This is a genomic window from Actinomyces sp. oral taxon 897 (assembly GCF_002999235.1).
In the GTDB taxonomy this organism is placed as follows: domain Bacteria; phylum Actinomycetota; class Actinomycetes; order Actinomycetales; family Actinomycetaceae; genus Actinomyces.
This window is the reverse complement of sequence record NZ_CP027236.1, coordinates 2,388,641-2,414,133: the sequence shown is the minus strand read 5'-3', so window position 1 is coordinate 2,414,133 and position 25,493 is coordinate 2,388,641. Positions and strand designations below refer to the sequence as shown.

Here is a 25,493-nt window from a genome sequence, read left to right as displayed (position 1 = left end):
GGACCAACCTTGTCGTCGGCGTTTTGCCTGGGGTGAACAGTGCGGTGGCACCTACCGCAGTCCCGGTCCGCGGTGTCCCGCCCATGCGACGATGACAGCATGGAAGCGACACTTCACACGACCCTCGGCGACATCCGCCTCACGCTCTTTCCCGAGCAGGCGCCCCAGACAGTCGCGAACTTCACCGGCCTGGCCACCGGTAAGACCACCTGGACGGACCCCCGTACAGGCGAGGAGACCAAGGCCCCGCTGTACGACGGTGTCATCTTCCACAGGGTTATCCCCAACTTCATGATCCAGGGCGGCGACCCCCTGGGCACCGGTACCGGCGGCCCCGGCTACGTCTTCGACGACGAGATCGACGACTCCCTGACCTTCTCCGCGCCCTACGTCCTGGCCATGGCCAACGCCGGCCGGCGCCTGGGCAAGGGCACCAACGGCTCCCAGTTCTTTATCACCACGGCCCGCACCGAGTGGCTCCAGGGCAAGCACACCATCTTCGGGGCCGTGGCCGACGACGCCTCCAAGCAGGTCGTGGACGCGATCTCGGCGGTGGCCACCGACCCGCGTGACCGCCCCCTGGAGGACGTCGTCATTAACTCCGTGACGGTCACCGAGTGAGACCGCCTCGGGTATGAGACCAGACGGCGTCGTCGGGCACCCGCGAGTGCTCAGCGACGCCGTCCGCGTCCCGCCGGGCCCGCCGGGCGGCACCGCACCGCCAGGCACCACCCCACCGGGCCAGCTAGGTTCGCGAACCACCGGACCCGGCTCGTCAGACGGGGCCCAGCAGGCTCCCCCGGCCGGACGCCACCGCTGCCGGCTGGCCCGCAAGGCCCCGACCCACAGCCCCTGATCCCTGTCCACAGCGACCTCCAGCGACAAGGCTGAGCCATGACCCAGCAGTACCCCTCCAGCTCCTCGGGAGCGGACCACCAGGCCGACCCGCCGGTCTGCCCCCGCCACCCCCAGCGTGTCTCCTACGTGCGGTGCCAGCGCTGCAACCGTCCGGTGTGCCCCGAGTGCCAGGTCCCCAGCCCGGTGGGGGTGCGCTGCGTGGACTGCACCCACCAGACGGGTGGTCGCGGGACCCGGACCGTCCTGGGGGGCCAGCCGATCAGTGACGTGCGCGTCACCACCTTGCTCATGGCGGTGTGCATTGTCGTCTGGATCCTTCAGAGCCTTCCCCTGCGGTCCCACCTCATGAACCCGGTGACGGCCTGGGGGGGCTTCGTGCCCGCCCTCGCCGCGCAGGAGCCCTGGCGGTTCCTGACCACGGCGTTCCTCCACGGCGGGTTCATGCACCTGGCGTTCAATATGTACGCCCTGTGGGTGCTGGGTGGGATCCTGGAGCCGCTGCTGGGGCGCTGCCGGTTCACGGCCCTGTACGTGCTCTCCGCCCTGGGCGGCTCGACGGCTATCTACTGGCTGGCCTCACCGCAGGTGCTGTCGGCGTGGTTCAGCCAGACCGTGGGCGCCTCGGGGGCGATCTTCGGGCTGTTCGCGGCCCTGTTCGTCATCCAGCGGCACCTGGGGCGGGACACCTCGGGGATTGTGGCCCTGCTGGCGGTGAATGTGGTCATATCCTTCCTGGGCAGCGGGATCTCCTGGCAGGGGCACCTGGGCGGGCTGCTGACCGGCGCCGCCGTGGCAGCGGTCTACAGCCTGGATCTTCGTTGCCAGCGTACGACTGCGGGCATTATGGGGATTATTGGCGTCACCGCGACACTGGTGGGGCTCATTATCCTGCGCATGGCGCTGGTCTGAGTCTGGGTCTGCGCTGGCCGGAGGCCTGGGCCTGCACGCGACGCCAGCCTGAGCTTGGGCATGGCGCCGGCCTGAGTCTGGCTCTGCGCGCCGCACTGGTCTGAAGGCCCAGGTCTGCGCGCGACGCCAGCCTGAGGGCGCGGGATCCTGCCGGTGCAGCCCCCCACGCGCACAGGCGCCCGCGCCCAGCGGAGCAGGACGGCAGTCCACCTCCCGCACACAGCCATCCTCTGGACACGTAGCTCCCACCAGCCCAAGCGTCGCGAGCACAGACCCTGGCCTGCCGTCGGGCCACCGACCAGGGGCGCCGCAAGGAAAGGGCTGCGGACAGCTGCCGACCCGCGCCCAGCACGCCACAGCGCGCACCCCTCAGCACATGGCCCCCAGCGCACCATCACGTAGAGCCGTGGCATCTCGGGCGACCCCGGCCCGCCCTCCTACCGGGACCCGGCACGCAGGCTGGCACGCCCCACCCATCGGACCCTGGTAGCACAGCCCGGCAGAATGTTGGAGTGATAATCCTCACATATCCCTCAAACCCGCAGCATCACGCCGAATGCGCGGGCCTCGTCTTGAGGTAAGTCACTAGCGGATCGGCTGGCGATAGCGTAGAGTGTCCTCTCGAGGGCCTCCAGATCGGTATCCATCTCATATCCCGGTATGGGTTATGGGAACGGGATCCAGCACCACCGAGCTGTGAGGCCCTCGCTTTGCCCCTGCGGTCCCGCGCAACCTCGGACCCCAACGGCCCTGGTTGCCCAGAAGGCCGTCAAGGCAGGGCGGCGCAAGGCTGGCAGCAGGCCCTGGACAGGGAAGTCAGGGCGGACGCCACAGCCAGAGCTCTCACATGACATGCCCACGCTGGCCAAGCGCTAGTGTGATAAACATCGCCAAAAATGAGGTGGGAGGTCTCGCCGACGACGGTCACGCGAACCTGGGAGACGGACCAGTCCGATTCCTCCTCCATGGCGTCCGCGCACGCGGCACGCAGAGGGCCACGTGAGTTCGACGGGACCTCACCTGAGGCCGAAGTAGTCCCAAGCCTGCCCGGGCGGGGCCCACCTGCCCCACCGGTCGGCCCACTGGTCGGCCCGGGTCGCGTGGCAGCAGCAGCGCTCGTCGAAGCGCAGGAGCCCTGCTCTTGTAGCGCGAACGGGGCAGGACCTGGTTGCGGGGGTCCGGGCTGAAGGTGACCGTCACCTTCACGTAGCCTCCGCAAGGCCCAGTTGTAGAAGGTGGGGTGCCTGCGGGTCGTGTGTCCCGGGTACCCGGGTGGTGGTCGGAGCGTGCCAGCGGGCCAAGGGCGCGTCCCGTCGGGACCTAGGAGGTGGTGTTGCACATTCATCCCGGGGTCCTGTTCGGGCCGGTCACACCAGGAGGAGCACGTGCCCGCTGCCCGCCCTCCAGGAGCTGGCCGGTCGGGCAGGGCGGCCCGGGCCAGCCAGCCCGCTGTTGCCCGCCCTCCAGGAGCTGGCCACTGCCCCCAGCCCTACCGGAAGGAGCCTGCGCCCCCACGTCCGCGCTCGCCCACACCAGCCACACCGAGCCAGAAGGAGTGGTGTAAGCTCCTGTACGGACAGTGTTCGCAAGAAGCGAAACCAGGCATACCTACGGTGTTAGTTTTCTCATAGAACGCTCCTCATGGCGCCGGTCGGGCTGTGCTCCACGGCTGGCCCGGCGGCAGTCGTGGCGACGGGAGCGGACGTTTCCGCTGCGTTTGGTGGGGTTATGTCGGGCACGACAGTCCCGGTAGCGAGGGCGGACGGTCGCCACCGGACGGGACCAGGTGGTGGAGCAGACAGGCCCCGGTGACGGAGCGGACAGCTTCCAGATGCGAGACCCGCCCGCGCGGACGAGGACGACGTGCCCGAGGCCGCGGAGGCACGGCCGCGGGCAATAAGTACCGTTCTCACGACGAACAAGTACCGTTCTCGCGAGCAATAAGTACCGTTCTCGCGAGGGGACGGACGAGGGGGTGGGCGGAGGGGCACGGTCCGAGGCGCGGTCAAGGGGCGCTGTCAGAGGTGTGGTCAGAGACCCTGTCAAGGGGCACGGTCAAAGGTGCAGTCAAGGGGCGCAGTCAGGGGCGCTTGACGGCGGCTATGACGGCGTTGGCGCGCCCCGGGACCGCGGAGTCGGGGCGGGAGTGCTGGTAGATCACCGTCAGCCCGAGCCCGCTCAGGGCCTCCACGACCCATGCCGGCGGCACCACAAAGAGGTCGGAGGCGTAGCGCTCCGCTCCCCAGCTCAGCCAGAGCCGACGGCGCCTGCCATCGGTCTGCTCCTCCAGCTTCACGTCCTGGCCAAAAGACAGCGAGAGCGAGGAAGGAGCGTCCTCAAGGACGTACTCGGTGCACACAATGAGGATCCCGCCCGGCGCCAGGTGGGAGGCGGCCAGCCTCAGGGTGTGCCGACGTGTCACAGGCGACAGGAGGGTGACCGAGCTATTGGGCAGGCAGACCGCCTTAAAGCGCTCGGTGAGGCAGAAGGCGGTCATGTCGGCCAGACCCAGCCCAATCCGGTCCAGGGCCCCCGGCCGCGTCCGCCCCAGCCCTGCCGACGGCAGGGGGAGATGCGCCCCACCCTGAGGGGTAGAACCAGAGACGTCCACGCTCTCGCCCCAGCTCGACGGCGCGCCAGCCTGAGAGTGGGCACTAAGCGGGTCCGGGTCAGGTGCCACGTGCCTGCCCCGCCTCATGTGTCGGCCCGGCTCCGGAGCCAGCCCCGCAGACGGAGAACCAGACGGGCTGCCCGGCGACCCCGCTGAGCCCGCGGACCAGGAGGAGCCCGGCCCAGCCGGCCAGCCAGCCTCCCAATCCGACGCCACGAACTGGGACGGCCGATCCGCACCCGAGCCCGCAGACGAAGAGCCGAGCGCGCCCAGCCAACCCGGCTCCGGAGCTGGCCCCGCAGACGAAGAGCCAGGCGCTCCGCCCGGCGCCTCCGTACCCCACGCAGACGGGGTCAGGTTCCAGGAGGCCTGCCGCCCGGTGCCAGACCCCGGCTCCGTCCCCAGCCCCGCACCCGGCTCCGGGGACAGGGGGTCCAGCCTGTGGTTGGGGCGGAGGTACTGGCCCGCCCTGGGCCTCGAGGCCAGGCTGGCGTACGAGGCGGCCACATCAGGGACCGAGGACTCGTACACCGCCGAGCTGGCCCGGCGGCTTATCCGCGAGTCCGGGGTCGGGAGGGGAAGGGCCCCCAGGTCCGGCGCAAGCCCTTCAACCGCCCCCGGCTCCAGGGTCTGTGATCTCAACCACCTTCTCAGGCCCATTGGGCGCTTCCTGGAGCTCGACGTCGAGCGCTCCGGCCCTAGGCCCAGCTGGGATCCCAGGTAGGCCAGGACCTCGGGCTCGACGTCGGTGGCCAGCACGCGGTGGCCGGCGGAGGCAATGGGCAGGGTCAGGCGCCCCGAGCCGCAGGCCAGCTCCAGGACCCGGCGCTCGGCCAGGTCGGAGACACCCAGGGGGTCGGCGCCCAGGGAGTCCAGGAGGTCCAGGACGGTGCTCACCTCGGTGCGGTCACGCAGTGACAGGAGGTGATGACGTCGGGCCCCGGTGCCCCGGTGAAGAGGCTGAGGCAGGGCGTCACAGTTCATAGTGCTCATGGTGCAGTCCGGACGGTAGGGGCCAACAAAAGACCGACAAGTAGACAAGGGCCACCAATCCTGGGCGGCACGAGGACCAGTGGCGGCGGGGCCGTAAGAGGCCCCAAGAAAACGCGCCGACAAGGGCGTCAGCAGCAATACCGCTGAAGCCCTGTTAAAAGAGCACGACGCGGGCGGGGGAGGTTATCCCTCCCCCGCCTACGTGGTAGCTACAGGTCATTGCCAAGCCAGGGAGACGGATTATAGCTCAGGTGGGTCATACCCAAATGAGCGGCAACCGTAGGAGGCACGGAATAGCATTAGCATGACCTATAGGAGACAGACAGGGTCACTTGATCCTAGGCCAAATGGAGACCGGCCCCCAAAAGAAGCCATACCAGCTAATGGTGTTTTCGTGGGGCGCAGGAGGGAAGAGCATAAGCAACACCTTTCATGGAGACCAGTACGCGCCCGAGCGGACAGGCCCGGGCACCACCATGGTGCCCCACCGCGGGCAGCACGTCATCGGCCGACCGGTTCAACCGATCGGCCGAGATGACGGGGGAAGGCTAGCCTCAGACGAGCCCGTTGCGCAGGGCCTGGACGACGGCGCCCACCCGGTCCTGGACGCCCATCTTGGCAATGACCGTGGAGACGTGGGTCTTGATCGTTGCCTCGCTCAGCCCCAGGCGCCGGGCGATCTGCTTGTTGGAGTAGGCCTCGACCATGAGGGCCAGCACCTCCGTCTCGCGCGGCGAGAGGGCGACGCCCGTGGGCGTGCTCCTGACAGCGGTCGGGGCGGGGCCGGCCACCAGGGGACCGGCAGCCGGGGCAGGGCTGGCCGGGACGGAGCCAGCAGCAGCCGGGACCCGTGCCGGGGCGGAGGCCTTCGGGGACTTCCTGAGAGTGGGCATCATGAGAGCAGGGATCTCAGGACTGGCGGTGGGACCGGAGACCGCAGGGCCAGGGATGACGGGGTTGGAGCCGTCAGGGCGGTTCTTAATGACGTTCAGGGAGGCGGGGGAGAGGACCATGTTGCCCTCCACGACGTGGCGGATGGTCGCCGCCAGGGCGGTGACCGGATCCTCCTTGGCTACGAAGCCCTTGGCCCCGGCCGCCATGGCACGCTCCATGACGGGGTCGGCCATGAAGGTGGTCAGGATGAGGATGTTGAGGTTGGGCATCTCGTTGTGCAGGAGCTCCGTGACGGCGATGCCGTCCATGCGGGGCATCTGGACGTCCAGGAGGAGCACGTCGACCAGCGGGTAGTCGCCCGAGTGCAGGATGTCCAGGACCTCCTCGCCGTCCCGGGCCACCCAGAGGGCGCGGATGTCCTCGGTGTCGTTGAGCAGGTCGTTGAGGGTCTGACGGACCAGGGCGTCGTCGTCAGCGAGACCGACGTGAATCATGAGGTCTTCTCCAGGGGCTGAGGGTTTGATGGGGTGGTACTGGGGCAGAGAACGGTGGCGACGACCATCCAGGTCCCGTCCTCCGAGAGGGTGGACAGGGTGCCGCCGATCGCGTTGAGCCTCTCGCGCATGCCCAGGACTCCTGAGCCGGAGTGGGGCAGGCGGGGGGCGCCCTGGTTGATCTTGTTGGTGGCTACCAGGCGGATGAACTCAGGGCCCAGAGTGAGGGTCAGGGTGACGTGATGGTCGATGTCGCCGTGACGGATGATGTTGGCGCCCATCTCACGGGCCACACGGGACAGGGTGACGGCCTGGGCCCGGGTGGGCACCAGGGTGCCTATCCGCTGGTAGGTGACGTCAAAGCCTGCGGCGGCGACGTCGTCGCCCACGGCCTGGACGGCGGTGCTCAGGTCGGTGACCAGGTGCCCCAGGTTGGTGACGGTCTGGTCCGGGTCCTCCTGCTTGTTGGGGCCGGGGTCCTCGCGCAGGGTGCGCAGGAGGAGGCGGAGCTCGTGAAGGGCGTCGGCGGCGGTGCACTCCAAGGCGGTGAACTCCTGACGGGCCGCGGCGGAGAAGGCGGAGTTGGCGGCGGCCCGCTGGGCGCGCAGGGCCGTCTGGGACATGGAGTAGGCCACGAGGTCGTGCATCTCCCGGGCGATCTCCAGGCGCATGGCGTCCAGGCGGGCCTTGGCCAGCTTGGACTCCATGTAGCGCGCCCGCTCGGTGGCCCTCAGCAGGATGCCCATGGGGACCATGAGCAGCCCGAAGAGGAAGAGGAAGGCCGAGGCCTCAACGCTGTTAACCAGGTACATGGGCGGCTGGGTCAGTATGGCCACGATGGGCACGCCGACGGTAGCCAGGAAGAGGGTGAAGGCGGGCAGCGGCCGCAGGAACCGTCCCAGGAAGACGAAGAAACCCAGGTCGGTGATGATCATGTCCCCGGCGTAGACGCCCGGGGCGAGGACCACCACACTCCAGCAGGCCAGGTAGCCCAGGATGACAGGCAGCGGCCGCAGGGGGATGCAGGTCAGCAGGACCATCCCCAGGAGCATGACCGCCAGGTCCGCGAGACGTGGTGTCCCCGCAGCGACGATGTTGACGACGATGTTGACGATGCCCGCACCGGCTCCCGCAGCCGTGTAGAGATGCTGCCGGAGCCTGTCATCAGGCTCAAGCATCGGTCGCAGGTCCCACATCGACCGGAGTCGGGCGAGACGGGTGGATGATGTGTTTCGCATTGGATCCCCTTTTTGCCACACACGTGCTGGCTACTTTACCAAGAACATCCGAGTGGATGACAGTCCTGGGGGAGCGGTTGGGGGGAGATCATCCGATCGGACGGGCCAACTGTATAGGCTGATCGGCTGGTTCCGGCAGCCAACTGTATGCCCTAACCAGCCGATGTTCACACCCGCCTCCCTCTGAGACGCTTTCTGACGGAACGACGAGGGCTCGCCTCGTCACTCGCGCACCCGCCTGCTTCCCAGGGCGGGACCCTGGAGGTGCTAATGAACCCGTGGATCACCTGGGGCCCTGTGTCCCTGCTCCTGATTGAGTTCCTGGTCTCGATCTGCCTGCTCGTCGTGTTCACGGCATGGGGCCGCGAGCGCGCGGTGAGGTACTACAGCGCCTCGCTCGGGCTGGCCGTGGGCGTGCTGACGCTCAGCCTGCTTCAGATCGCCCGGGAGGGTACCGGGTCCATGTTCATTGTGACGGCCACCGCCCTGGGGAGTCTGGGCTGGCTGCTCCTGGTGCTGCTGGGAGCCCACGCCAGGCACCTCGACGCAGCCCACCAGGAAGGCCCCGACCTTGTTCTCGCCGAGCGCCCCGACCTGCAGCCCAGCCAGGCCTGAGAACCTGGCAGCCCGGGCCTGCCAGACGCTGGGGTGGCCCAGATGCTGGCCGCCAGCCAGACCCGGGATGCTGGGCACGCTCGGGAACCCGGCTGACCAGGGGCGTAGCTCGCAGGCGTCTTGGCAGGCTCACCGCACCCCACCGGGGCGTCCCCAGCCAGGCCTGGATGCCAGCTGGTGGTCGCACCTGGGCCGGCAGCCGGCCAACGGCCGCCCTGGCGACATCACGGACTTGTCACCATTCATATCCTTTTTTAATCACCGCGAATGGAGTCTCCTATGTACCATCCGTGTGGTCTCATGGGTTCACCCAGCACAGAACACCTCTATTGCCGCCACCGGGGGCGCGGCCTGGCACAGCTGGCCGCAATGCTCCTGCTGTCCCCCGGGCCGTGCCTTGAGGACACCAGGGACGCCGGGGCCGACCAGGGCCGGGACGGCCAGGAGGGCAGCCGGGCTCCGGCGAGCCACGACGCTGACGGCCAGGTCCTAGCAGGTCAGGGCCCCAAGGATCTGCCCGGCCTGGATCTGCCCAGCCCGGGCGCCAAGAGCCTGCCTGGTCAGGATCTGTCCGGCCTGGGCGCCAAGGGTCTCGTGGGGCAAGGACCAGCGGACCCCGGCCTGGGCGCCAAGGGCCTACTTGGCCTGACTAGCCAAGACCAGGCAGGCCAAGGTCGGGCAAGCCAGGGCTCCCAGGACCAGGCAGGCCAGGGCTCCCGGGGTCAGGACGCTGGCGGCCGAGACCCAGGAGCGCGCGGCAGCCAGGACGTCGGAGGCACTGGGAGCACCCGCAGCACCAAGGGCCAGGAGGCGACCGGCCGGGGCGCCGATCAGAACGCGGTCCCGGCCCGGGACCCGCAGCAGTACCTGACGGAGCTGGAGCTCCAGCTGCTCTCCAACCTCCGATCCGGGTCGCCTGCGCCCCACGCCGACTACGAGATCGGCCGGGGGCGGCCGAGCGCGGCCGACATGGCCCCGCGCTACGCCTACACCCCGGGGTTCTACGGCCTGGGCCACCCCGGCTCGGGGTACCACGGCCCGGGCTACCGCGTCAGCCTGACCAGCGACAGCTATACCTACGTGCGGTAGGCGGAGCCCTGTCTGCAGGTGGCTGAGCGCTGCGGCCCCTGCGACGGTTCGCCAAGCAGACAGCCAATGCGGCTCCCGCCATTACCGCAGGCGCTGTCGTGGCGGTCTTGGCGGCGTCATGACCGGGGCGGGCAGGGCGGTGCCCTGGCAGGGCAGATCGGGCGGCGTCGTGACCGGGTGGGCCGGGTGGCGTTGACCAGCAGGTGCCGTGCCGTCGGGCTCTCCTGGGTCTGCGGCCCGACGGTGCGGCACATGCTGGTCGGCGACCCGCCGGGGTGGCGCCCGACCCGGCCGAAACCGCACCCGGCAGGTGGGGGCAGGAGCAGTCGGCACCGGGCCGGGCAGCAAGAACGGAGCGGCGCCGCCATGGAACCCATACGCTCTGGCCGCAGCACAGCCCTACCGGCCCATCCCGGCAGGCGGGAAACCACCCGTCACGCCGGGGCGGACCGAGGCGCTGCCCTGGGCCCACAGGCCAGCGGGACCGACCCGAGTATGAGGAATATCACTCCGCTGAACCCGGGTGACGCACCTTTCCAGCACGCCCTATTAGTGATTAATCTCATATCAAAGATTGGCTTCGAGGTACCCGGGCTGGCTCAGGGCGCGCGACCAGCCAGCTGGGACGGCGTCGCCAGCGGTCCCCGGGCCGAGTCAGCCACGGCCGACGTCATCCGTCTGGCCGATACCTCCCGGCCCCGGACCGACGGACGGCTCAGCCAGACGGACGGCTCAGCCAGACGACTGGGCCGATCAGCGGATGGTCCAATCGGTTAGTCCGGCGGCAAACGGGCCGCCATCCCGTGAACCGACCAGCCCCACGACCCCGCCGCCCCCGCACGCGCGAGAGCCAGGCCGCGGATGACCTTCTTGCCGGCGTCCGTGAGCCGCCGCCCCCGCACGCGCGAGAGCCAGCACCATGAAGGTCCCGCAGTAGGGGAGGGTCAGCCGCCGTCCCCGCTCGCGCAGGGGCCGGGCCGTCCGCACCCGTAACCGGGACCTCGATATCCCACCGTCCCCGCTCGCGATAGGGCTGGGACGCGCTCAATCTAGGGGCGGCACGCAGGGCGCAGTACACAGGGCGAGGCCAGCAGACCCCACGGGCCGGGACGCACCCGGTGGTGTCGTGCAAGCCCGACAGGGCCTGGGAGCAAGGTGCGCCCCCCGGCCGGTGACGCCTCGTCATCTGCAAGCCCGTCAGGGCCTGGGAGCAGGACTCTCTATGGACCGGGACGCACCTGCTTTATAAGGGTGTACCTGCGCAGACCGGCTCCCCCGGCCCTCCCTGGTTCACTACCTGCTCGCGTACCGTGCCAGCACGCCGTCGAGCCCCAGGGGTAGGCGTGGGGGCCGCGCCTCTAAACCTGCCGAGCCAGGTCAGCGGCCCCCACGAGGCCAGCATACTGTCCCCCCTCGGCCAAGACGACAGGAATCTCCGGACGAGCACGTCGGGCGGTGATCTCAGTGTGGAAGACCTCACGTGTTGGCGCCAGGAGAATGTCCCCCGCCTCCGCCAGGCCACCGGCGATGACAATGACCTCGGGGTCCAGAACTGCGCAGAGATCCGCCAGACCGCGCCCCAGGTGCCCGGCGAGGTCGTCGTAGCACTGCAGGGCGGCCGGGTCTCCCTCGCGGGCGGCGGCGGTAATGGCCTCGCCCTTAATGTGTGAAGAATCACCACCCGAGAGTTCAATGATGCGGGCGGCGTAGGCGGGTCGGAACTGCGCCAGCTCCCAGCCGTTGACCCCCAGGGCCGTGCCCGAGGCGTACCGCTCCAGGCAGCCGCGACGCCCGCAGCCGCAGGGCCGACCGCCCGGCACCGAGGTGATGTGCCCGACCTCGGCGGCGAAGCCCGCGGCCCCGCGCACCAGGCGCCCGTCCACCACGAGCGCCCCGCCCACGCCAGTACCAATGGCCACAATGAGGGCGTTCTTCTTGCCGCGGGCCGCGCCGAAGCGGGCCTCGGCCCAGCCGAAGGCGTTGGCGTCGTTCTCCACCACCACCGGGAGATCGACGCGGCCGGAGACGGCCTGGCCCAGGTTGAGGCCTGTCCAGTCCAGGTTCGTGCCGTGGGCGATCGTCGAGCGGTCCGAGGACACGAAGCCGGCCGCGCCAATGCCGACGCTGGCGGTCTTGTGACGGGCCGCCAGCTCGGCGGTCACCGCCACGATCGTGTCGATAATGGCCGCACGCTCCTTGGCTGGCGAGCTGCGGCGGAGGGCCTCCAGGACGTTGCCCTCCTCGTCAACCACGCCGGCGGCGATCTTGGTGCCGCCAACGTCCACGCCGATCGACAGTGACATGTTCTTCTCCTTTGAGACGGGGCCGGGCCCAGGAAGTAGGGTGACAGCATTCTCGCAGGAAATGTGACCCATTTCCTAGACTTAGGCAGACCGGCGTGGGGTCCGGACGAGAGCGGGACGCCTCGTGAGATATGATTTATCTCACTATCAAGGCTGGAGGTCCGGGGTCCGGGCTCCAGCGGGCTGGCGGCGGGCGCCGAGGGCCTCTGCTCCGGGGCTCCCGGGCAGCCTCCGAGACTCCTGGCGGCCGGGCTCCAGCGTCTCGGGTGGGGCCAGCTCAGCTGGCAGGCCAGCAGGGTCCTGGGCGGCATCTGGGTGGGCGCTAGCCGACCTTGGCCGCCTGGTCGAGCACTGTGGCCCGCACAAAGTCCGCGTCCCGGTAGCCGCTAATGTAGGTGTCGTTAATAATCATGAACGGCGTTCCCTGGATACCTGCCTGGTGGGCGTGCTGCTTGGCCTGCGTCACCGCCGTGACGGTCTCCTGGCTGGTCATGTCGGTGCGGAAACGGTCCAGATCCGGCACGCCCGCAGTCCGGGCGAACTCCACCAGGGAGTCCTCGGTGTAGGTCGGGTGACCAGCGGGGTCCGCGGCGGCGTAGACGGCGTCGTGGAACTCCCAGAAGCGGCCCTGCTTGGCAGCGGCGACGCCCGCCTGGGCGGCCAGGGGCGAGGTCGGGGTGATCTGGGCCAGGTCACGCCACTCAATGCGCAGGGTCCCGTTGCTGACCAGGTCCGCCAGCTGCGGCTCGACACTCCGGGCCAGCAGGGTGCAGAAGGGGCAGGCGAAGTCCGAGTAGAGGACCATGACCACAGGGGCGTTCTGGGCGCCGCGGGCCTGGCCGTCATTGGCGTCGCGGTGCACCTCCTGGTGCATGAACGTCAGGAGCCGGGAGTCGGTCACGCTGGGAGCCGCGGTCTCCGGGGAGCTCGGAGTCGGAGTCTGCTGAGTGGCCGGGGCCGGTGAGGTGTCCTGGCCCGTCGAGGCCGGTGGGCTCGCGGGAACGGGGTCCGACACCGTCGGGCCAGCGCCGGGTGCTGCCGCGGGGCGAGTCAGGAACGCAGCGATCGCTATGGTCAGGAGCACTGCAATGACAACCAAAAGAGCAATAATAATTGCGTTGGACTGAGCTGAGCGTTGGGAACCGGGCATAACGGCCGCACCAGCTGAGGCACCAGCGGGCCCGGCGGCGGGCTGGACCGGCCCGGTGGGGCTGCCGGTAGGGCTGGTCGGCTCGGTCCCGGCTGGCACAGCGGCGGCCCCGGTGGGCCCTACGGGGCCGGTAGCGGGCTCAGCCGGACCAGCGGCCCCAGGCCCGGTCGCGACCCCGGGCCCGGTCGCGGCGTACACGCCGTACGCGGGTGCAGCAGCGGCCCCGGGTGCGGCCCCCTGGGCACCCGCGGCGTCCGACGCAGCAGCCGGGGCGCCATCCAGAGCACCCTGGGAGTCTGCGGCAGCTGGCACGGCATCCGTGGCATCCGACGCGGCGTCCGCAGCATCTGCGGCAGCTGGCACAGCATCTGGCGCCTCAGGACCTGTACTCGCGTCCACACCAGCCGGAGCCTCCGGGACACCCGCGGCCGACCCGGCTCCCGGCACAGCCGGTGCGCCGTCCGGGGCACCCTGGGAGTCCGCGGCACCTGACCCAGCCGGAGCAGCCTGGGAGTCCGCAGTATCCGCGGTAGTCAGCACGTCATCCGTAGCGTCCGACACGGCACCCGACCCAGCATCCGTGGCGGCTGGTCCAGCGATCTGCCTGGTCTCACGGGTCTTACCAGCCGGTTTGCCTGCAGGGGTCGTCCCAGCGGGCACTGCGGGTTCGGCTGACGGGGAGTCTGGGGTGGTGGTCATGGGCGCAGTCTGTCAGACACGCGCCGCTCCTATCCACGCACTGCGACCAGGTGCGGGTCTGAGGCCAGCTCAGGGCCCGGTCGTGGGCAAAGCGGGACACGCCACCAATGACCACCGGCCCCGGATCCACCAGGGGACTAGCACCTTGCGGGCCCGCCCCGCCGCCAGGCTCCCGGGCCCAGGGGAGCGCGGGAGGCATCCAGGCCATCCCCGCTCGCACAGGGACCAGGCTCCCGGGCCTGGGGACACGGATAGCGCAAACATCCTCACAATGCTCCCCACCGGAGGAGTCGGTCAGCCGATAGGCTCACAGTGATGTCTTCCTGCGCAGCACCCGTCCGCTCCCGTCTCTCCTGGCTCCTTGACCGCCTTCCTGCCGTCGTCGCCGTGGTGACCGGGGCAGTGGTCCTCATTGCCTACTCGGTAGGTCAGTGGAGGGCCATGGTGGTGCCCAGCTGGGACCTGGCGATCTTCTCCGAGGCGGCCAAGGCCTACGCCCACCTGCAGGCTCCGATCGTGGAGATCAAGGGCCCCGGCTACAACCTCCTGGGCGACCACTTCCACCCGGTCCTCGTGCTCCTGGGCCCGGTATGGCGTCTTTTCCCCTCCCCGCTCAGCCTCCTGGTGGTCCAGGACCTGCTCCTGGCCCTGTCCGCCTGGCCGCTGACCCGTCTGGCCACCCGGCTGCTGGGACGCTGGGTAGGTGGTGCGCTGGGCCTGGCCTACGTCCTGTCCTGGGGGATACAGGGGGGCGTGCAGTCGCAGTTCCACGAGGTGGCCTTTGCCGTACCCCTGCTGGCCTGGGCGGGCGTGGCCTTTGTAGAGCGGCGCTGGTGGGCCTGTGCCATGTGGTGTATGCCACTTATGCTTGTCAAGGAGGACCTAGGACTCACTGTCTTTATGGCGGGTCTGGCCCTGGCCTGGCGTGGCTGGCGTGAGCGACGTCGAGCCAGCCGCCAGCCCGACGCCCCCCAAGAACCCGTCCTGCCTGAGCCGGCTGGCAGGCCGTCGGCCGACGGTGCTGCGCAGGCCGGGGCGCCAACGACCCCGACCCCGAGGCCCCGGATCCTGGGCAGGTACCTGGCCAGGGCGCGCACCTGGCGCAAGCAGGCCGACTCCGACCCGCTGAACCTGGGTCTGGGCCTGGCCCTGGCGGGGGTGACCGGCTTTCTCCTGACCACCCTGGTCATCCTGCCCGCGCTCAACCCTGACGGCACCTGGGCCTACTCGCTGTCGGGCGGGGCGTCGCAGGGCGGGGCGGACGGCACCCTCGTGAAGGTGCAGACCACCCTCATGCTCGTCCTGACCGCGGGCGTGGCCGGGCTCGGCTCCCCGTGGATGGCGCTGGTCCTGCCGACCCTCGCCTGGCGCTTCCTGGGGAGCATCGCCTTCTACTGGGACTGGCGCTTCTGGCACTACAACCTGGTGCTCATGCCCATTGCCCTGACCGCCCTGCTGGACGTGGCAGCGTGGTGGGGGGTCCGTCCAGCCTGGCGACGCTGGACGGCGCGGGCGGTCGCGGCGGTGCCGGTGGTGCTCATGCTCGTCATAGCGCCCAAGCTCCCCCTGTGGGACCTGACCAGCGACTACTACGGCCGGGAGCCCCTGCGCGCGCAGGCGGCCCACAAGGTGCTCAACACCGTGCCCCAGGACGCCACGGTAGAGACCGACCTGGGACTACTGGCCTACCTTGTGCCCCGCGCCACGGTCTCCTGGGTGGGGACGAGCCAGGGCGCTCCCGACTACGTGGTGGTGGACCGCTACTCCCCGGCATGGGGCGGTCGGCCGCCTGTGGACGCGGCGGCCTGGGCCAGTGAGCGGACCAAGGTGGGCTACACCCTGGTCCTCAACGAGGGCGGCTACCAGGTGGCGCGACGCAATGGCTGAGACCACAGGCACCCGCGGTAGCGGACAGGCTGACGCCGGCAGGGCCCGGCAGAGCAGACCGGAGGCACGTGGTCAGGGCTTACGGGCGTGCAGCGCCCTGGGGTGGGTCGCCCTGGGCGGGGCCGCCGGGACACTGGTGCGCGCGGTGGTCGCCGTTGACGTGCCGCGCACGCTGCTGGTCAACGTGGTGGGGGCCTTCCTGCTGGGCCTGCTGCTGGGGCACCTGGCCCAGGTGGAGCAGACCCCCGGACGACGCCGTCTCCGGCTGTTGGCAGGGACCGGCTTTATGGGGGGCCTGACCACCTACTCCACCTTTGTCCTCCAGGTCGACCGCATGGGCTGGGCCGGAGTCGGCTACGCGGCCCTGTCCCTGGGGGCCGGGCTGGTGGCGGCCGGGGTCGGGCTCGCAGTGGCCAGGAGGACCGCATGACCTGGGTGCTGGTAGCCCTGGCCGGTGGGGCGGGCGCGGTGAGCCGCTACCTGGTGGACCAGCGCGTGGGGGCGTGGACCGGGGCGCGACGGGCCCGGCGCACCCAGCGCACCCACCTGGAGATCCCCTGGGGGACCATGGTGGTCAATGTGAGTGCCTGCCTCCTCATTGGGCTGGCGGCCGCACTGACGGCCGGCGAGACCTACCGGGTGCTGGCCACCGGCTTCCTGGGCGGCTACTCGACCTTCTCCACCGCCTGCGTGGAGGGGGCCCGGCTGTTCATGGCGGGTCGGGCGCGGGCCGGGTGCGCCCACACCCTGCTCATGGTGGGGATCAGCTGGCTGGCGGCCTGCGCAGGCCTAGCCCTGGGCGCCCTGGCGGCCTGATTCTCGGCCACCTGGCGCCGATTCGGTCATGAAGACAAGGCTTCAGAGGCTCATCGGTGATGCCCGCCGAGCGGTGTGCGAGAGCATATCCGCACCGGACGAGAACCGGTACATCAACCGTCAGGGCAGGTACGAGGTGCCGCCTGCGCGGGTGGGCTCGGCCTGGGAGGCCTTCTGGGCATTGAGGATCCGCCCCGTGCGGAAAGGTTGGGGCGGGCGCCTAGGCAGCACCCGCCCCAACCCTGCTACTACGGGTTCTTGGTGGACTTGGGGGGCTGACCCGACGCCTCTCCCCCCTGCTTCGGCTGCGCAGCTTGCGTAGTCGCTGTCGCCGACGGCGACGGAGGCGCCTGGTAGGCCCCAATGGTAATGGTCACCGTGGTACCGCTGTCCACCGTCTTGTCCTCGGGCGAGACCTCAATGACCTTGCCGTCCTCGTCCTGGTTGGTGGTGGCCTTGGTGACGATCTTGACGGTCAGGCCCGCCTGCCGGAGGGCGTCACTGGCCTCGTCCTCCTTCATGCCCTTGACCCCCGGGACCGTGACCCGGCCGGAGGCCACCACCAGGGAGACGCTGGAGCCGCGCTGGACCGAGGTCCCCGAGACCGGGTCGGTGCGGATGACGTCACCGTTCTTGACCCCCGGGGAGTCCTCCGAGGTGACGTCTCCCACAACCAGCCCGGCCTTGGTCAGGATGGAACGCGCGTCGGCCTGGGACTTGCCGGACACGTCCGGGACATCCACCATGGCCGAGCCGGAGGAGAAGTGGACGGTGACGGTCTTGCCCACCACCAGGCTCGTGCCGGCACCCGGCTCGCTGGAGACGGCCAGACCGGAGTCAATGGTGTCGCTGGCCACGTCCGAGCCCTTGGCATAGACCAGGCCCAGGGCCTCGATAGCCTTCCTGGCGTCGTCCTCGCTCTTGCCGGAGACGTCGGGCACCGCGGCCGCCGTCGGCCCGGTGGAGGGGGCCACAGTGGGCTTGCCGGGACCGCCGATCACCCCGTTGGCCATGAGCACGCCCACGACCACGGTGGAGGCGGCCAGGACAATGAGGAGCGCCCACACCCAGGTGTAGCGGCGGGGCTCCGGCTCGTCGGGCGCCTGGGGCGAGGGGGTGTGCGGGGCGGGTACCGGAGGCGCCGGAGGGCCGGGGGTCGGCGGGGTCGCGGTGGTCTTGCGGTCCTGGACGACCGTGGTCGGGTCGGCCTCCTGCCAGCTGTCCACCGCCGGGGCGGCCACGGACATGCCGCGGGCCGCCGCCGCCAGCTCGGTGCGCATGTGGGCGGCGTCCTGGTAGCGGTCGTCACGGCTCTTGGCCAGGGCCTTGAGCACCACCCTGTCCAGGGACTCGGGGATGTCGGCCGCTATCGCCGACGGCGGCTTGGGGATCTCGCGTACGTGCTGGTAGGCGATAGCCACCGCCGAGTCGCCGGTAAAGGGCGGGCGCCCGGTGAGGAGCTCGTAGAGGAGGCAGCCGGTGGAGTACAGGTCGCTGCGGGTGTCCACGATCTCCCCGCGGGCCTGCTCGGGGGAGAGGTACTGGGCGGTGCCCACCACGGCGTGCTGCTGGGTAACGGTGGCGGCGGAGTCCTCCATGGCCCGCGCGATACCGAAGTCCATGACCTTCACCATGCCGGTGGAGGTGAGCATAATGTTCCCGGGCTTAATGTCACGGTGGACGATCCCGGCCCGGTGGGAGTACTCCAGCGCGTCCAGGACGCCGGTGACGATCTCCACCGCCTCGGAGATAGGGACTGCCTCGCCGTCGCCCAGGAGCTCACGCACGGTGTGCCCCTCCACGTACTCCATGACAATGTAGGGCACCTGTTTAATGGAGCCGTCAGCCTGGGTGAAGACCTCCTCGCCGGAGTCGTAGACCGCCACGATGGAGGGGTGGTTGAGGGCGGCCGCGCTCTGCGCCTCCCGACGGAACCTCTCCTGGAAGGTGGCGTCCCCCGCGATGTCGCTGCGTAGCAGCTTGATGGCCACGACGCGGTTGAGGCGGGTGTCGTACCCGAGGTGGACCTCGGCCATGCCGCCGCGGCCGATGAGTTCGCGGACCTCGTAACGGCCAGCGAGAACCTGGTGGTGGACGGTCACAGTGCCTCCTTGGACGAGAGGGTGGACGAGGCTGAGGCAGTGTCCTGCGCTGAGGCGAGAGCATTCGCAAGAGTGAGTAGGATAACAATAACCACCAGGGCCACCACAATGGCGTACCAGGTCCGCGGACTCAGCCCGCCGGGACCGCTCCGGGGGGAGCGGTCGTCGTCACGGTGCCCCGGCCCACGGGATCCGCCCCCCGCGTCCGACGCCCTCGGGATGGCCTGCGTCGCAGGTCGTGAGAACGTGGCCCCCAGCCGGGGACGGCGTGGGGCACGCAGATCCCGTCGGGATGTGACCTTTACCACCGCGTCTTCCTGGGCGGACAGAGGCTGTACCGGGCGGCCGGTCGTGTGCCAGGTGACATTACGACGCGGGTCCCAGGAGTCCGGAGGCAGGTTGACCACGATCCGGTCCAGGCGTCGGGCCAGCTCCCGGGCCGTGGCCGGCCGGTCACCGGGCCGCTTGGCCAGGAGCTCCATAATGATCTGCCTGACCTCGGCAGGCACCGACTCCGGTAGCTCCGGCACCGGCTCGTTGACGTGGGCGAAGGCGATGTCCACCTGGGTGGAGCCGGTGAAGGGACGCTGCCCCATCAGGGCCTCGTAGGCGATGATCCCCAGGGCGTAGATGTCCCCGGCGGGCGTGGCCATGTTCCCCATGGCCTGCTCGGGGGCCAGGTACTGGGCGGTGCCCATGACCATGCCGGTGGCCGTCATAGGACGTTGGTTGCGACCCGTGGATATCCCGAAGTCGGTGAGCTTGGCCAGGCCCTCCTGGTTAATGAGGATATTGGAGGGCTTGACGTCGCGGTGCACGACGTTGGCGTCGTGGACCACCTGGAGGGCACGGGCCACCTGGGCCAGGATCGGCAGGATCTCGGAGGGCGCCATGGTGCCCTTCTCCGCCAGGACGTCGGAGAGGGGACGGCCCTGGACCAGCTCCATAATGAGCCACCCTGAGCCGTCACGCTCCCCGGCGTCGAGCACGACGGCGAGGTTGGGGTGGCGCAGGCCGCGGGAGTTGGCGGCCTCGGCACGCAGACGCGACAGGAAGATCTCGTCGCCCGTGAGCTCGGGGCGCAGGATCTTGGCCGCGACCATACGGCCGCTGCGCAGGTCACGGGCCTTCCAGACCTCCCCCATGCCGCCGATCGCTATGCGCTCGACGAGCTGGTAGCGCCCCTGGAGCTCCAGCCCCGGCTCAGGTGTCACTGGTCCACCGCCGCGTCAATGACGGAGGCCGCCACCGGGCCGGCCAGGGAGCCGCCGGTACCGCCGGTGGTCTGCTGGCCGCCGTCGAGGACCACGGCCAGGGCGATGGTGGGCCTGGACAGGTCGGTGCCCGCGAAGCCAATGAACCAGGACGTGGGGCCGCCCTCGTCCGAGCCGGTCTCGGCGGTGCCCGTCTTGCCGGCCACCTGCACCCCGGCCACCTGCGCGGAGGTGGCCGTCCCCGAGGAGACGACCTGCTGCATCATGGTGGACAGGCTGGCGGCGGTGGCCTCGTCAATGGGCTCACGCAGCACGGAGGGCGTGGTGGAGGAGATGGTGTTGAGGTCGGCGTCCATGGTGGAGGCCACCAGGTAGGGGCGCATCTGCTTGCCCTTGTTGGCGACCGTGGCCGCCACCATGGCCATCTGGAGGGGGGTGGCCTTGACCGAGGCCTGGCCGATCCCGGCCATGGCGGTCATGGCCGCCGAGTCGTTGGCGGGGTAGGTCGAGGGGGTGACCGTCAGGGGGATGGACAGGTCCGCCCCGAAGCCCCAGGCGGCGGCCTCGTTGGCCAGGGCGGTGTCCCCCAGGTCCATGGCCATCTTGGCGAAGGGCGTGTTGCAGGACTCGGCGAAGGCGTAGGTCAGGGTGACCTTCCCGTTGCCGCAGGACTCCCCCTCGTAGTTGGTCAGGGTGTGGTTGGTGCCCGGCAGGGTGATGCGGTCCGGGGCGGCCACCTCGGTGGTGGGGGTGGTCTTGCCGGCGCGCAGTGCGGCCGCGACCGTGAGGATCTTGAAGGTCGAGCCGGGGGCGTACAGGTCCCCGGCGATGGCCCGGTTCATGAGCGGGTGGGCCGGGTCGGCGGTCAGGGAGTCCCAGGTGCCCTGGGCCGTGCCGGAGTCGTGGGAGGCCAGGAGGTTGGGGTCGTAGGAGGGGGAGGAGACCAGGGCCAGGATGCGGCCGGTACTGGGATCCAGGGCGACCACCGAGCCGCGCCGACCGCCCAGGGCGTCCCAGGCGGCCTTCTGGACCACGGGGTTAATGGTCAGCTCCACATTGCCTCCCTGCTGGCTGCCGCCGGTGATCAGGGAGCGGACACGGGAGGAGAACAGGGCGGGGTCGTCCCCGTTGAGGACCGAGTTCTCCGCCCGCTCCAGACCCGTGATGGAGGCGAAGGTCGTGGAGAAGTAGCCGGTCACGGGCGCGTAGAGCGGGCCGTCGGAGTACACGCGCTGGTAGCCGTAGGCGTCGTCGGACTCCTCGGAGGTGGCGATGGTGCCGTTGGCCACCGTGATGTCACCGCGGTCCCGGCCGAACTCGGAGTAGACGGTACGGGAGTTGCGGACGTCGGTCACGAGGTTGCCTTGGGGTGAGGAGAACTCCCACAGGGCCGGGTGGGCAAAGCCCTGGACGCTCGTGACAGAGACGCCCAGGACGAGGAAGAGGACAACGACCAGGACGGTGACCTGGTGGATCTGACGGTTCACGGGTGTTCCTCACGGGGATCCTGGGTCGGCCGTACGGGCGGTGCCGACGCGGGGGTGTCATCTGTCAGGACCTGCTCACGCAGGCGGCTGGGCAGCTCAGCGGTGTCAATAATGCGGGGGGCGGCAGGGGCGGGACGCCGGGCGGCGTCGGACAGGCGTATGAGAAGGGCCAGGATGATCCAGTTTGCCACGAGCGAGGAGCCGCCGTAAGCAAGGAACGGTGCGGTCAGGCCCGTCAGGGGGATGAGCCGGGTGACGCCGCCGACCACCACGAAGACCTGGAGGGCCAGGGTGAAGGACAGGCTGGTGGCCAGGAGCTTGCCGAACCCGTCCTTGAGGGCCACCGCGGTGCGCAGGCCGCGCTCGACAATGACCAGGTAGAGCATGAGGATGGCCAGCAGGCCGGTCAGCCCCAGCTCCTCGCCCAGGGAGGCGACAATGAAGTCGGAGTTGGCGAAGGTCACCTGATCGGGGTCGCCCTTGCCCCAGCCCGAGCCCAGGATCCCGCCCGAGGCCATGCCGAACAGCCCGGTGACCAGCTGCCAGGAGCCGCCGATGGCGTTGTAGACCTCGGTGTCCATGGCGTGGAGCCAGCCGTTAATGCGGTTGGCCACGTGGTTGAGGTGGGTGGCCGCGAACCAGGCCGCCGGCAGGAACAGCCCGGCGCCGATGAGGAGCCAGGAGGGCCGGTCCGTGGCCACGTACAGGGTCACCACGAACAGGCCGAACAGGAGCACCGAGGTGCCCAGGTCGCGCTGGAGGACGAGCACGCACAGGCTCACCCCCCACACCACCAGCAGGGGCAGCAGGTGGCGGGCGCGCGGCAGGTTCATGTGCAGCACGCGCCGCCCCGCCAGGGCCAGGTTGTCCCGGTTGGCCACCAGGAAGGAGGCGAAGAACACCGCCAGGAACACCTTGCTCAGCTCGGCAGGCTGGAAGGACATGGGGCCCAGGCGGATCCAGATCTGGGCGCCGTTGATATCGGTGCCCAGGCCCGGCACGAAGGGCAGGACGAGGAAGACCAGGCCCGCGACCATGGCCCCCCAGTCCCAGCGGCGCAGCAGGCGGTAGTCGCGCAGCATGAGGACGCCACAGAAGAGGATGACCCCGATCCCGGTCCACATGGCCTGCTTAAAGCCCACGACGTACTGGACGGTCCTCTCGCTGCGCGCGTAGGCCAGGTCCAGGCGCTGGATCATGGCCAGGCCGATCCCGTTGAGGGCCACCGCGGCGGGAAGGAGGACCGGGTCCGCCCAGGGGGCGGTCCAGCGCACCCACATGTGCACAATGAGGCTGATAATGACGAGCGCCCCACCGAGCTGGAGAATCTGCCCCGGGGAGTCCCCGGTGCGGTTGACGGCCGTCAGGACAAAGCCTCCCAGGCCCAGCACAATGGCGAAGACGAGCAGGAGGGCCTCGATCCAGCGCCCGGAGCCGCGTGGGGTCCCGCTGGTCGCCGAGTTGAAGATCGACGCCATGCTCAGGCCGCCTCCGCTGTGGTCTGCGCACCCGGCTCAGGCTGTACCGACGGCGCCGACGGCGCTGGCTGCGCGGGGGCTGGCGTCGCGGACGGGGCGGGGGTGGTGGCCTGGGGCAGGACGACGACGGTGCGGTGCTGCATGACGGTGACGTTTATGTACTCCCGGGCGGCCTCCAGGGAGGGCTGGGAGACGGTCTCGTTCAGGCGGCGGATCATCTGGTCGTCCAGGGTGGCGGTGTCCGGCTCGGAGTAGCTCTCCACCAGGTGGCTGAGCTCAAGGGGCCCGAGAGCCTGGGGGATGCCCTGAAAGATGGCAACCTTCCCGTCGGCGATGGTCACGTAGTACTGGCTCTGGGTCCACTGGTAGCCCAGGAACCCGGCCACGACCAGGGCAAGGACGAGGACGAGGGTGGCCAGGATCGAGCGGCGGCGACGGCGTCGCCGGGAGTTGCCCTGGGCCACGGCCTCAGCGGCCACCGCCTCCTCCTCGCCGGTGCGAGGGGGGCCGGAGGTCTCCTCCAGACCCGCCACCAGGGCAGCGGCCTTGGCTGCCGGGGTGGCGGCGGTAGGGCCCGGGGAGGTAGGGAGGATCTCGGTCGGGGCCTCGGGGTTGGGCCGGGACTCGGGGGAGTCCCCCGCGGCGGCGGCCAGGCGGGCCCGCCGGTTGGCCACCGCGCCCACGAGCTGGGGGGTGGTGTCGGCCTCCGCCTCCTCCACGACGTCGAAGATGACGGCCGTGACATTGTCCGGCCCCCCGGCGCGCAGGGCCAGGTCAATGAGCTGGTCGCCGGCCTGCCCCGGGTCGGGGACGGTGGACAGGACCTCGGCAATGGTCTCCGCCGTCACCGGGCCGCTCAGGCCGTCGGAGCACAGCAGCCACCGGTCCCCGGGGACCGCCTCACGGATGGACTCGTCGAGCTGGACCTCGCCCTCGGCGTCGCCCAGGACCCGCAGGAGCACCGAGCGCTGGGGGTGGCGGCGGGCCTGCTCACGGGTGAGGCGGCCGGACTCCACCAGGTACTCCACGAAGGTGTGGTCCGTGGTGACCTGGGTGAGCCCGCCGTCACGTAGGAGGTAGGCGCGCGAGTCCCCGACGTGGACCATGGCGAGCTTGTTGCCGCTGCGCATGACGGCCACGCAGGTGGTGCCCAGCCCGGCCAGGTCGGGGTCCTGGTTGGACAGGGTCACCAGGTCGGTGTGGGTGGACTGGATGGCCTCCCGCAGCAGCCCCAGCATCTCGCTGGCCTGGTGGGAGTCCGCGTCCAGGGGCGCCAGGTGCTCGATGGCGATCGCCGAGGCGATGTCACCCCCGGCAGGGCCTCCCATACCGTCGCACATGGCGCACAGGTGCGGGCCAGCGTAGCCGGAGTCCTGATTGGTCTGGCGGACGAGTCCGATATCACTGCGGGCGGAGTACCGCAGGGTAACTGTCATGGACGCAGCTCCAGGGTGGTCTGACCGATCCTGACGGGGACACCGGTGGGCAGCTCGACGGCGCCGTGGACGGGACGACCGTCCAGCAGGGTGCCGTTGGTAGAGCCCAGGTCCTCCAGCCACCACGACCCGTCCTTGGGGAAGACGCGGGCGTGACGGGAGGAGGCGTAGGTGTCATCCAGGACCAGGGTGGATGCCGGGGACCGGCCGATAATAATCGAGGTGGGGCTCAGTGGCACAGTGGATCCGGCCAGGGGGCCCTCGGTGATGACGAGGCGGGTGGCGCCCCGCCTCCGGGGGGCGGGCGGCGGATCCGCGTGAGTCTTCTTGCCGCGCCCGCGCAGCAGGGGTGGGCTGGAGGGGGTCATGGTGGAGTTCATGTCCCGACGCAGGGCCCGTACCACCAGGGCCACGAATATCCACAGGAGGACCAGGAACCCCAGACGCAGGGAGGTGAAGGCGAACTGGCTCACGCGGCGGCCTCATCCGTGGGAGTGCCGTCCCAGAACAGGATCCGGGTGCGGCCGATGGTGAGGGTGTTGCCGTCCACCAGGGTGGCGGCGTCGATCCGGTGGCCCTCGACGAAGGTCCCGTTGGTGGAGCCCAGGTCCGTGGCAATGGCGTGCCCCTGGGTGAGACGAATCTCAAGGTGGCGTCGGGAGACCCCGGAGTCGTCCACAATGATGTCTGCCTCACTGCCGCGCCCGATAATGGTGACCGGGCCGGTGAGCAGGTAGCGCTGCCCGTCTATGTCCAGGATCGGGTGGCTGGGTGTGGCCTGGGCGGCGGCGGCCGGGGCCGCCGGGCCGCGGCGGGTGGCGGAGTCGATCTCGATGGCGGTGGGAGGCAGGCTGTGGTCGGCGTCGAAGGTGATCTCCACCGGCCCCACGAAGGAGTAGCCCTGCTCGGCGGCGTGCGTGGTGGCGATGTTCTGCAGCTCCATGGCCATCTCGTCCACGCCCCAGGTGTTGATCTGGGCGATGTCCGGTGGAGCCAGGCGGATATGGAACACGTTGGGCACCACGGAGCGGTCCCGGGCGAAGGACGCTGCTCGCTTGTCCATGGTCTCACGCAGCTTGGAGGCGATCTCGATCGGCTCGACGGTGCCGGAGCCGCCTAGGGACATGGCACGGTGGGCGACGTTCTCGACGCCCTTCTCGAACTTGTCCAGGAACCCCATGGACGTACCTCCCGTAAAAAGTGTGCGCGTGGCGACCACC

19 protein-coding genes are annotated in these 25,493 nt (G+C 70.0%); 7 read left to right on the top strand and 12 right to left on the bottom strand.

The window, feature by feature from the left end; genetic code table 11:
* Positions 1 to 99: 99 nt before the first annotated feature.
* Entirely contained in the window at positions 100 to 621 is a 522-nt protein-coding gene (locus tag C3V41_RS09620; protein WP_106110080.1) for a peptidylprolyl isomerase, read from the top strand.
* 273 nt (positions 622 to 894) lie between these two features.
* Entirely contained in the window at positions 895 to 1,767 is an 873-nt protein-coding gene (locus C3V41_RS09615) for a rhomboid family intramembrane serine protease (protein ID WP_106110079.1), read from the top strand.
* A gap of 2,080 nt (positions 1,768 to 3,847) precedes the next feature.
* Here C3V41_RS09615 and C3V41_RS12895 read toward each other — a convergent pair.
* The 3 genes from C3V41_RS12895 to C3V41_RS09590 all read right to left on the bottom strand — a co-directional run bounded on the left by C3V41_RS12895 (position 3,848) and on the right by C3V41_RS09590 (position 7,937).
* Entirely contained in the window at positions 3,848 to 5,371 is a 1,524-nt protein-coding gene (locus C3V41_RS12895; RefSeq protein WP_129591551.1) for a class I SAM-dependent methyltransferase, read from the bottom strand.
* A gap of 554 nt (positions 5,372 to 5,925) precedes the next feature.
* Positions 5,926 to 6,759, bottom strand: coding sequence for a response regulator (locus C3V41_RS13885; RefSeq protein ID WP_246741955.1), 834 nt, complete (start codon positions 6,757 to 6,759; stop codon positions 5,926 to 5,928).
* Positions 6,756 to 7,937 carry a sensor histidine kinase gene (locus tag C3V41_RS09590; RefSeq protein WP_106110076.1) on the bottom strand — a complete coding sequence of 394 codons (1,182 nt, stop codon included), beginning with the start codon at positions 7,935 to 7,937 and terminating at the stop codon, positions 6,756 to 6,758. Before C3V41_RS09590 ends, C3V41_RS13885 begins: the two co-directional genes overlap by 4 nt.
* Positions 7,938 to 8,267: 330 nt before the next feature.
* Here C3V41_RS09590 and C3V41_RS09585 point away from each other — a divergent pair, with 330 nt between their 5' ends.
* Together C3V41_RS09585 and C3V41_RS09580 are read left to right on the top strand one after the other, a co-directional pair.
* Positions 8,268 to 8,612 (top strand): hypothetical protein, encoded by a 345-nt coding sequence (locus C3V41_RS09585; protein WP_106110075.1) that lies wholly within the window; start codon positions 8,268 to 8,270, stop codon positions 8,610 to 8,612.
* Between the two features lie 300 nt (positions 8,613 to 8,912).
* The gene (locus tag C3V41_RS09580) at positions 8,913 to 9,701 is read left to right on the top strand and encodes a hypothetical protein (RefSeq protein WP_129591550.1); all 789 of its coding nucleotides are present in this window, start codon (positions 8,913 to 8,915) and stop codon (positions 9,699 to 9,701) included.
* Between the two features lie 1,358 nt (positions 9,702 to 11,059).
* Here the strand turns inward: C3V41_RS09580 and C3V41_RS09575 are convergent.
* Both C3V41_RS09575 and C3V41_RS09570 read right to left on the bottom strand, forming a co-directional pair.
* Entirely contained in the window at positions 11,060 to 12,004 is a 945-nt protein-coding gene (locus C3V41_RS09575; RefSeq protein WP_106110073.1) for an ROK family protein, read from the bottom strand.
* A gap of 322 nt (positions 12,005 to 12,326) precedes the next feature.
* Positions 12,327 to 13,103: a DsbA family protein gene (locus tag C3V41_RS09570; protein WP_368033260.1), complete on the bottom strand. Its 777-nt coding sequence runs from the start codon at positions 13,101 to 13,103 to the stop codon at positions 12,327 to 12,329.
* Between the two features lie 1,065 nt (positions 13,104 to 14,168).
* Between C3V41_RS09570 and C3V41_RS09565 the strand changes: the two genes are divergently transcribed.
* Genes C3V41_RS09565 through C3V41_RS09555 form a run of 3 tightly spaced genes read left to right on the top strand, consistent with a single transcriptional unit; the run spans position 14,169 to position 16,556 of the window.
* Entirely contained in the window at positions 14,169 to 15,740 is a 1,572-nt protein-coding gene (locus C3V41_RS09565) for a DUF2079 domain-containing protein (protein ID WP_106110071.1), read from the top strand.
* Positions 15,733 to 16,170 (top strand): fluoride efflux transporter FluC, encoded by a 438-nt coding sequence (locus C3V41_RS09560; protein ID WP_106110070.1) that lies wholly within the window; start codon positions 15,733 to 15,735, stop codon positions 16,168 to 16,170. The genes C3V41_RS09565 and C3V41_RS09560 overlap by 8 nt, the downstream gene beginning before the upstream one ends.
* On the top strand, positions 16,167 to 16,556 hold the full coding sequence (locus C3V41_RS09555; RefSeq protein WP_106110069.1) for a fluoride efflux transporter FluC: 390 nt from the start codon (positions 16,167 to 16,169) through the stop codon (positions 16,554 to 16,556). Before C3V41_RS09560 ends, C3V41_RS09555 begins: the two co-directional genes overlap by 4 nt.
* Positions 16,557 to 16,804: 248 nt before the next feature.
* Here C3V41_RS09555 and pknB read toward each other — a convergent pair whose 3' ends face one another.
* The 7 genes from pknB to C3V41_RS09520 are packed head-to-tail and all read right to left on the bottom strand — an operon-like array spanning position 16,805 to position 25,453.
* Positions 16,805 to 18,658, bottom strand: coding sequence for a Stk1 family PASTA domain-containing Ser/Thr kinase (gene pknB, locus C3V41_RS09550; RefSeq protein WP_106110068.1), 1,854 nt, complete (start codon positions 18,656 to 18,658; stop codon positions 16,805 to 16,807).
* Positions 18,655 to 19,872: a serine/threonine-protein kinase gene (locus tag C3V41_RS09545; RefSeq protein ID WP_254423557.1), complete on the bottom strand. Its 1,218-nt coding sequence runs from the start codon at positions 19,870 to 19,872 to the stop codon at positions 18,655 to 18,657. The genes pknB and C3V41_RS09545 overlap by 4 nt, the downstream gene beginning before the upstream one ends.
* Positions 19,869 to 21,359 carry a peptidoglycan D,D-transpeptidase FtsI family protein gene (locus tag C3V41_RS09540; protein WP_106110067.1) on the bottom strand — a complete coding sequence of 497 codons (1,491 nt, stop codon included), beginning with the start codon at positions 21,357 to 21,359 and terminating at the stop codon, positions 19,869 to 19,871. Before C3V41_RS09540 ends, C3V41_RS09545 begins: the two co-directional genes overlap by 4 nt.
* Positions 21,356 to 22,837 (bottom strand): FtsW/RodA/SpoVE family cell cycle protein, encoded by a 1,482-nt coding sequence (locus C3V41_RS09535; RefSeq protein WP_106110066.1) that lies wholly within the window; start codon positions 22,835 to 22,837, stop codon positions 21,356 to 21,358. Before C3V41_RS09535 ends, C3V41_RS09540 begins: the two co-directional genes overlap by 4 nt.
* A gap of 2 nt (positions 22,838 to 22,839) precedes the next feature.
* Positions 22,840 to 24,273 carry a PP2C family protein-serine/threonine phosphatase gene (locus C3V41_RS09530; RefSeq protein ID WP_106110065.1) on the bottom strand — a complete coding sequence of 478 codons (1,434 nt, stop codon included), beginning with the start codon at positions 24,271 to 24,273 and terminating at the stop codon, positions 22,840 to 22,842.
* Positions 24,270 to 24,746 (bottom strand): FHA domain-containing protein FhaB/FipA, encoded by a 477-nt coding sequence (locus C3V41_RS09525; protein WP_106110064.1) that lies wholly within the window; start codon positions 24,744 to 24,746, stop codon positions 24,270 to 24,272. The genes C3V41_RS09530 and C3V41_RS09525 overlap by 4 nt, the downstream gene beginning before the upstream one ends.
* Entirely contained in the window at positions 24,743 to 25,453 is a 711-nt protein-coding gene (locus C3V41_RS09520; RefSeq protein ID WP_106110063.1) for an FhaA domain-containing protein, read from the bottom strand. The genes C3V41_RS09525 and C3V41_RS09520 overlap by 4 nt, the downstream gene beginning before the upstream one ends.
* Positions 25,454 to 25,493: the final 40 nt, after the last annotated feature.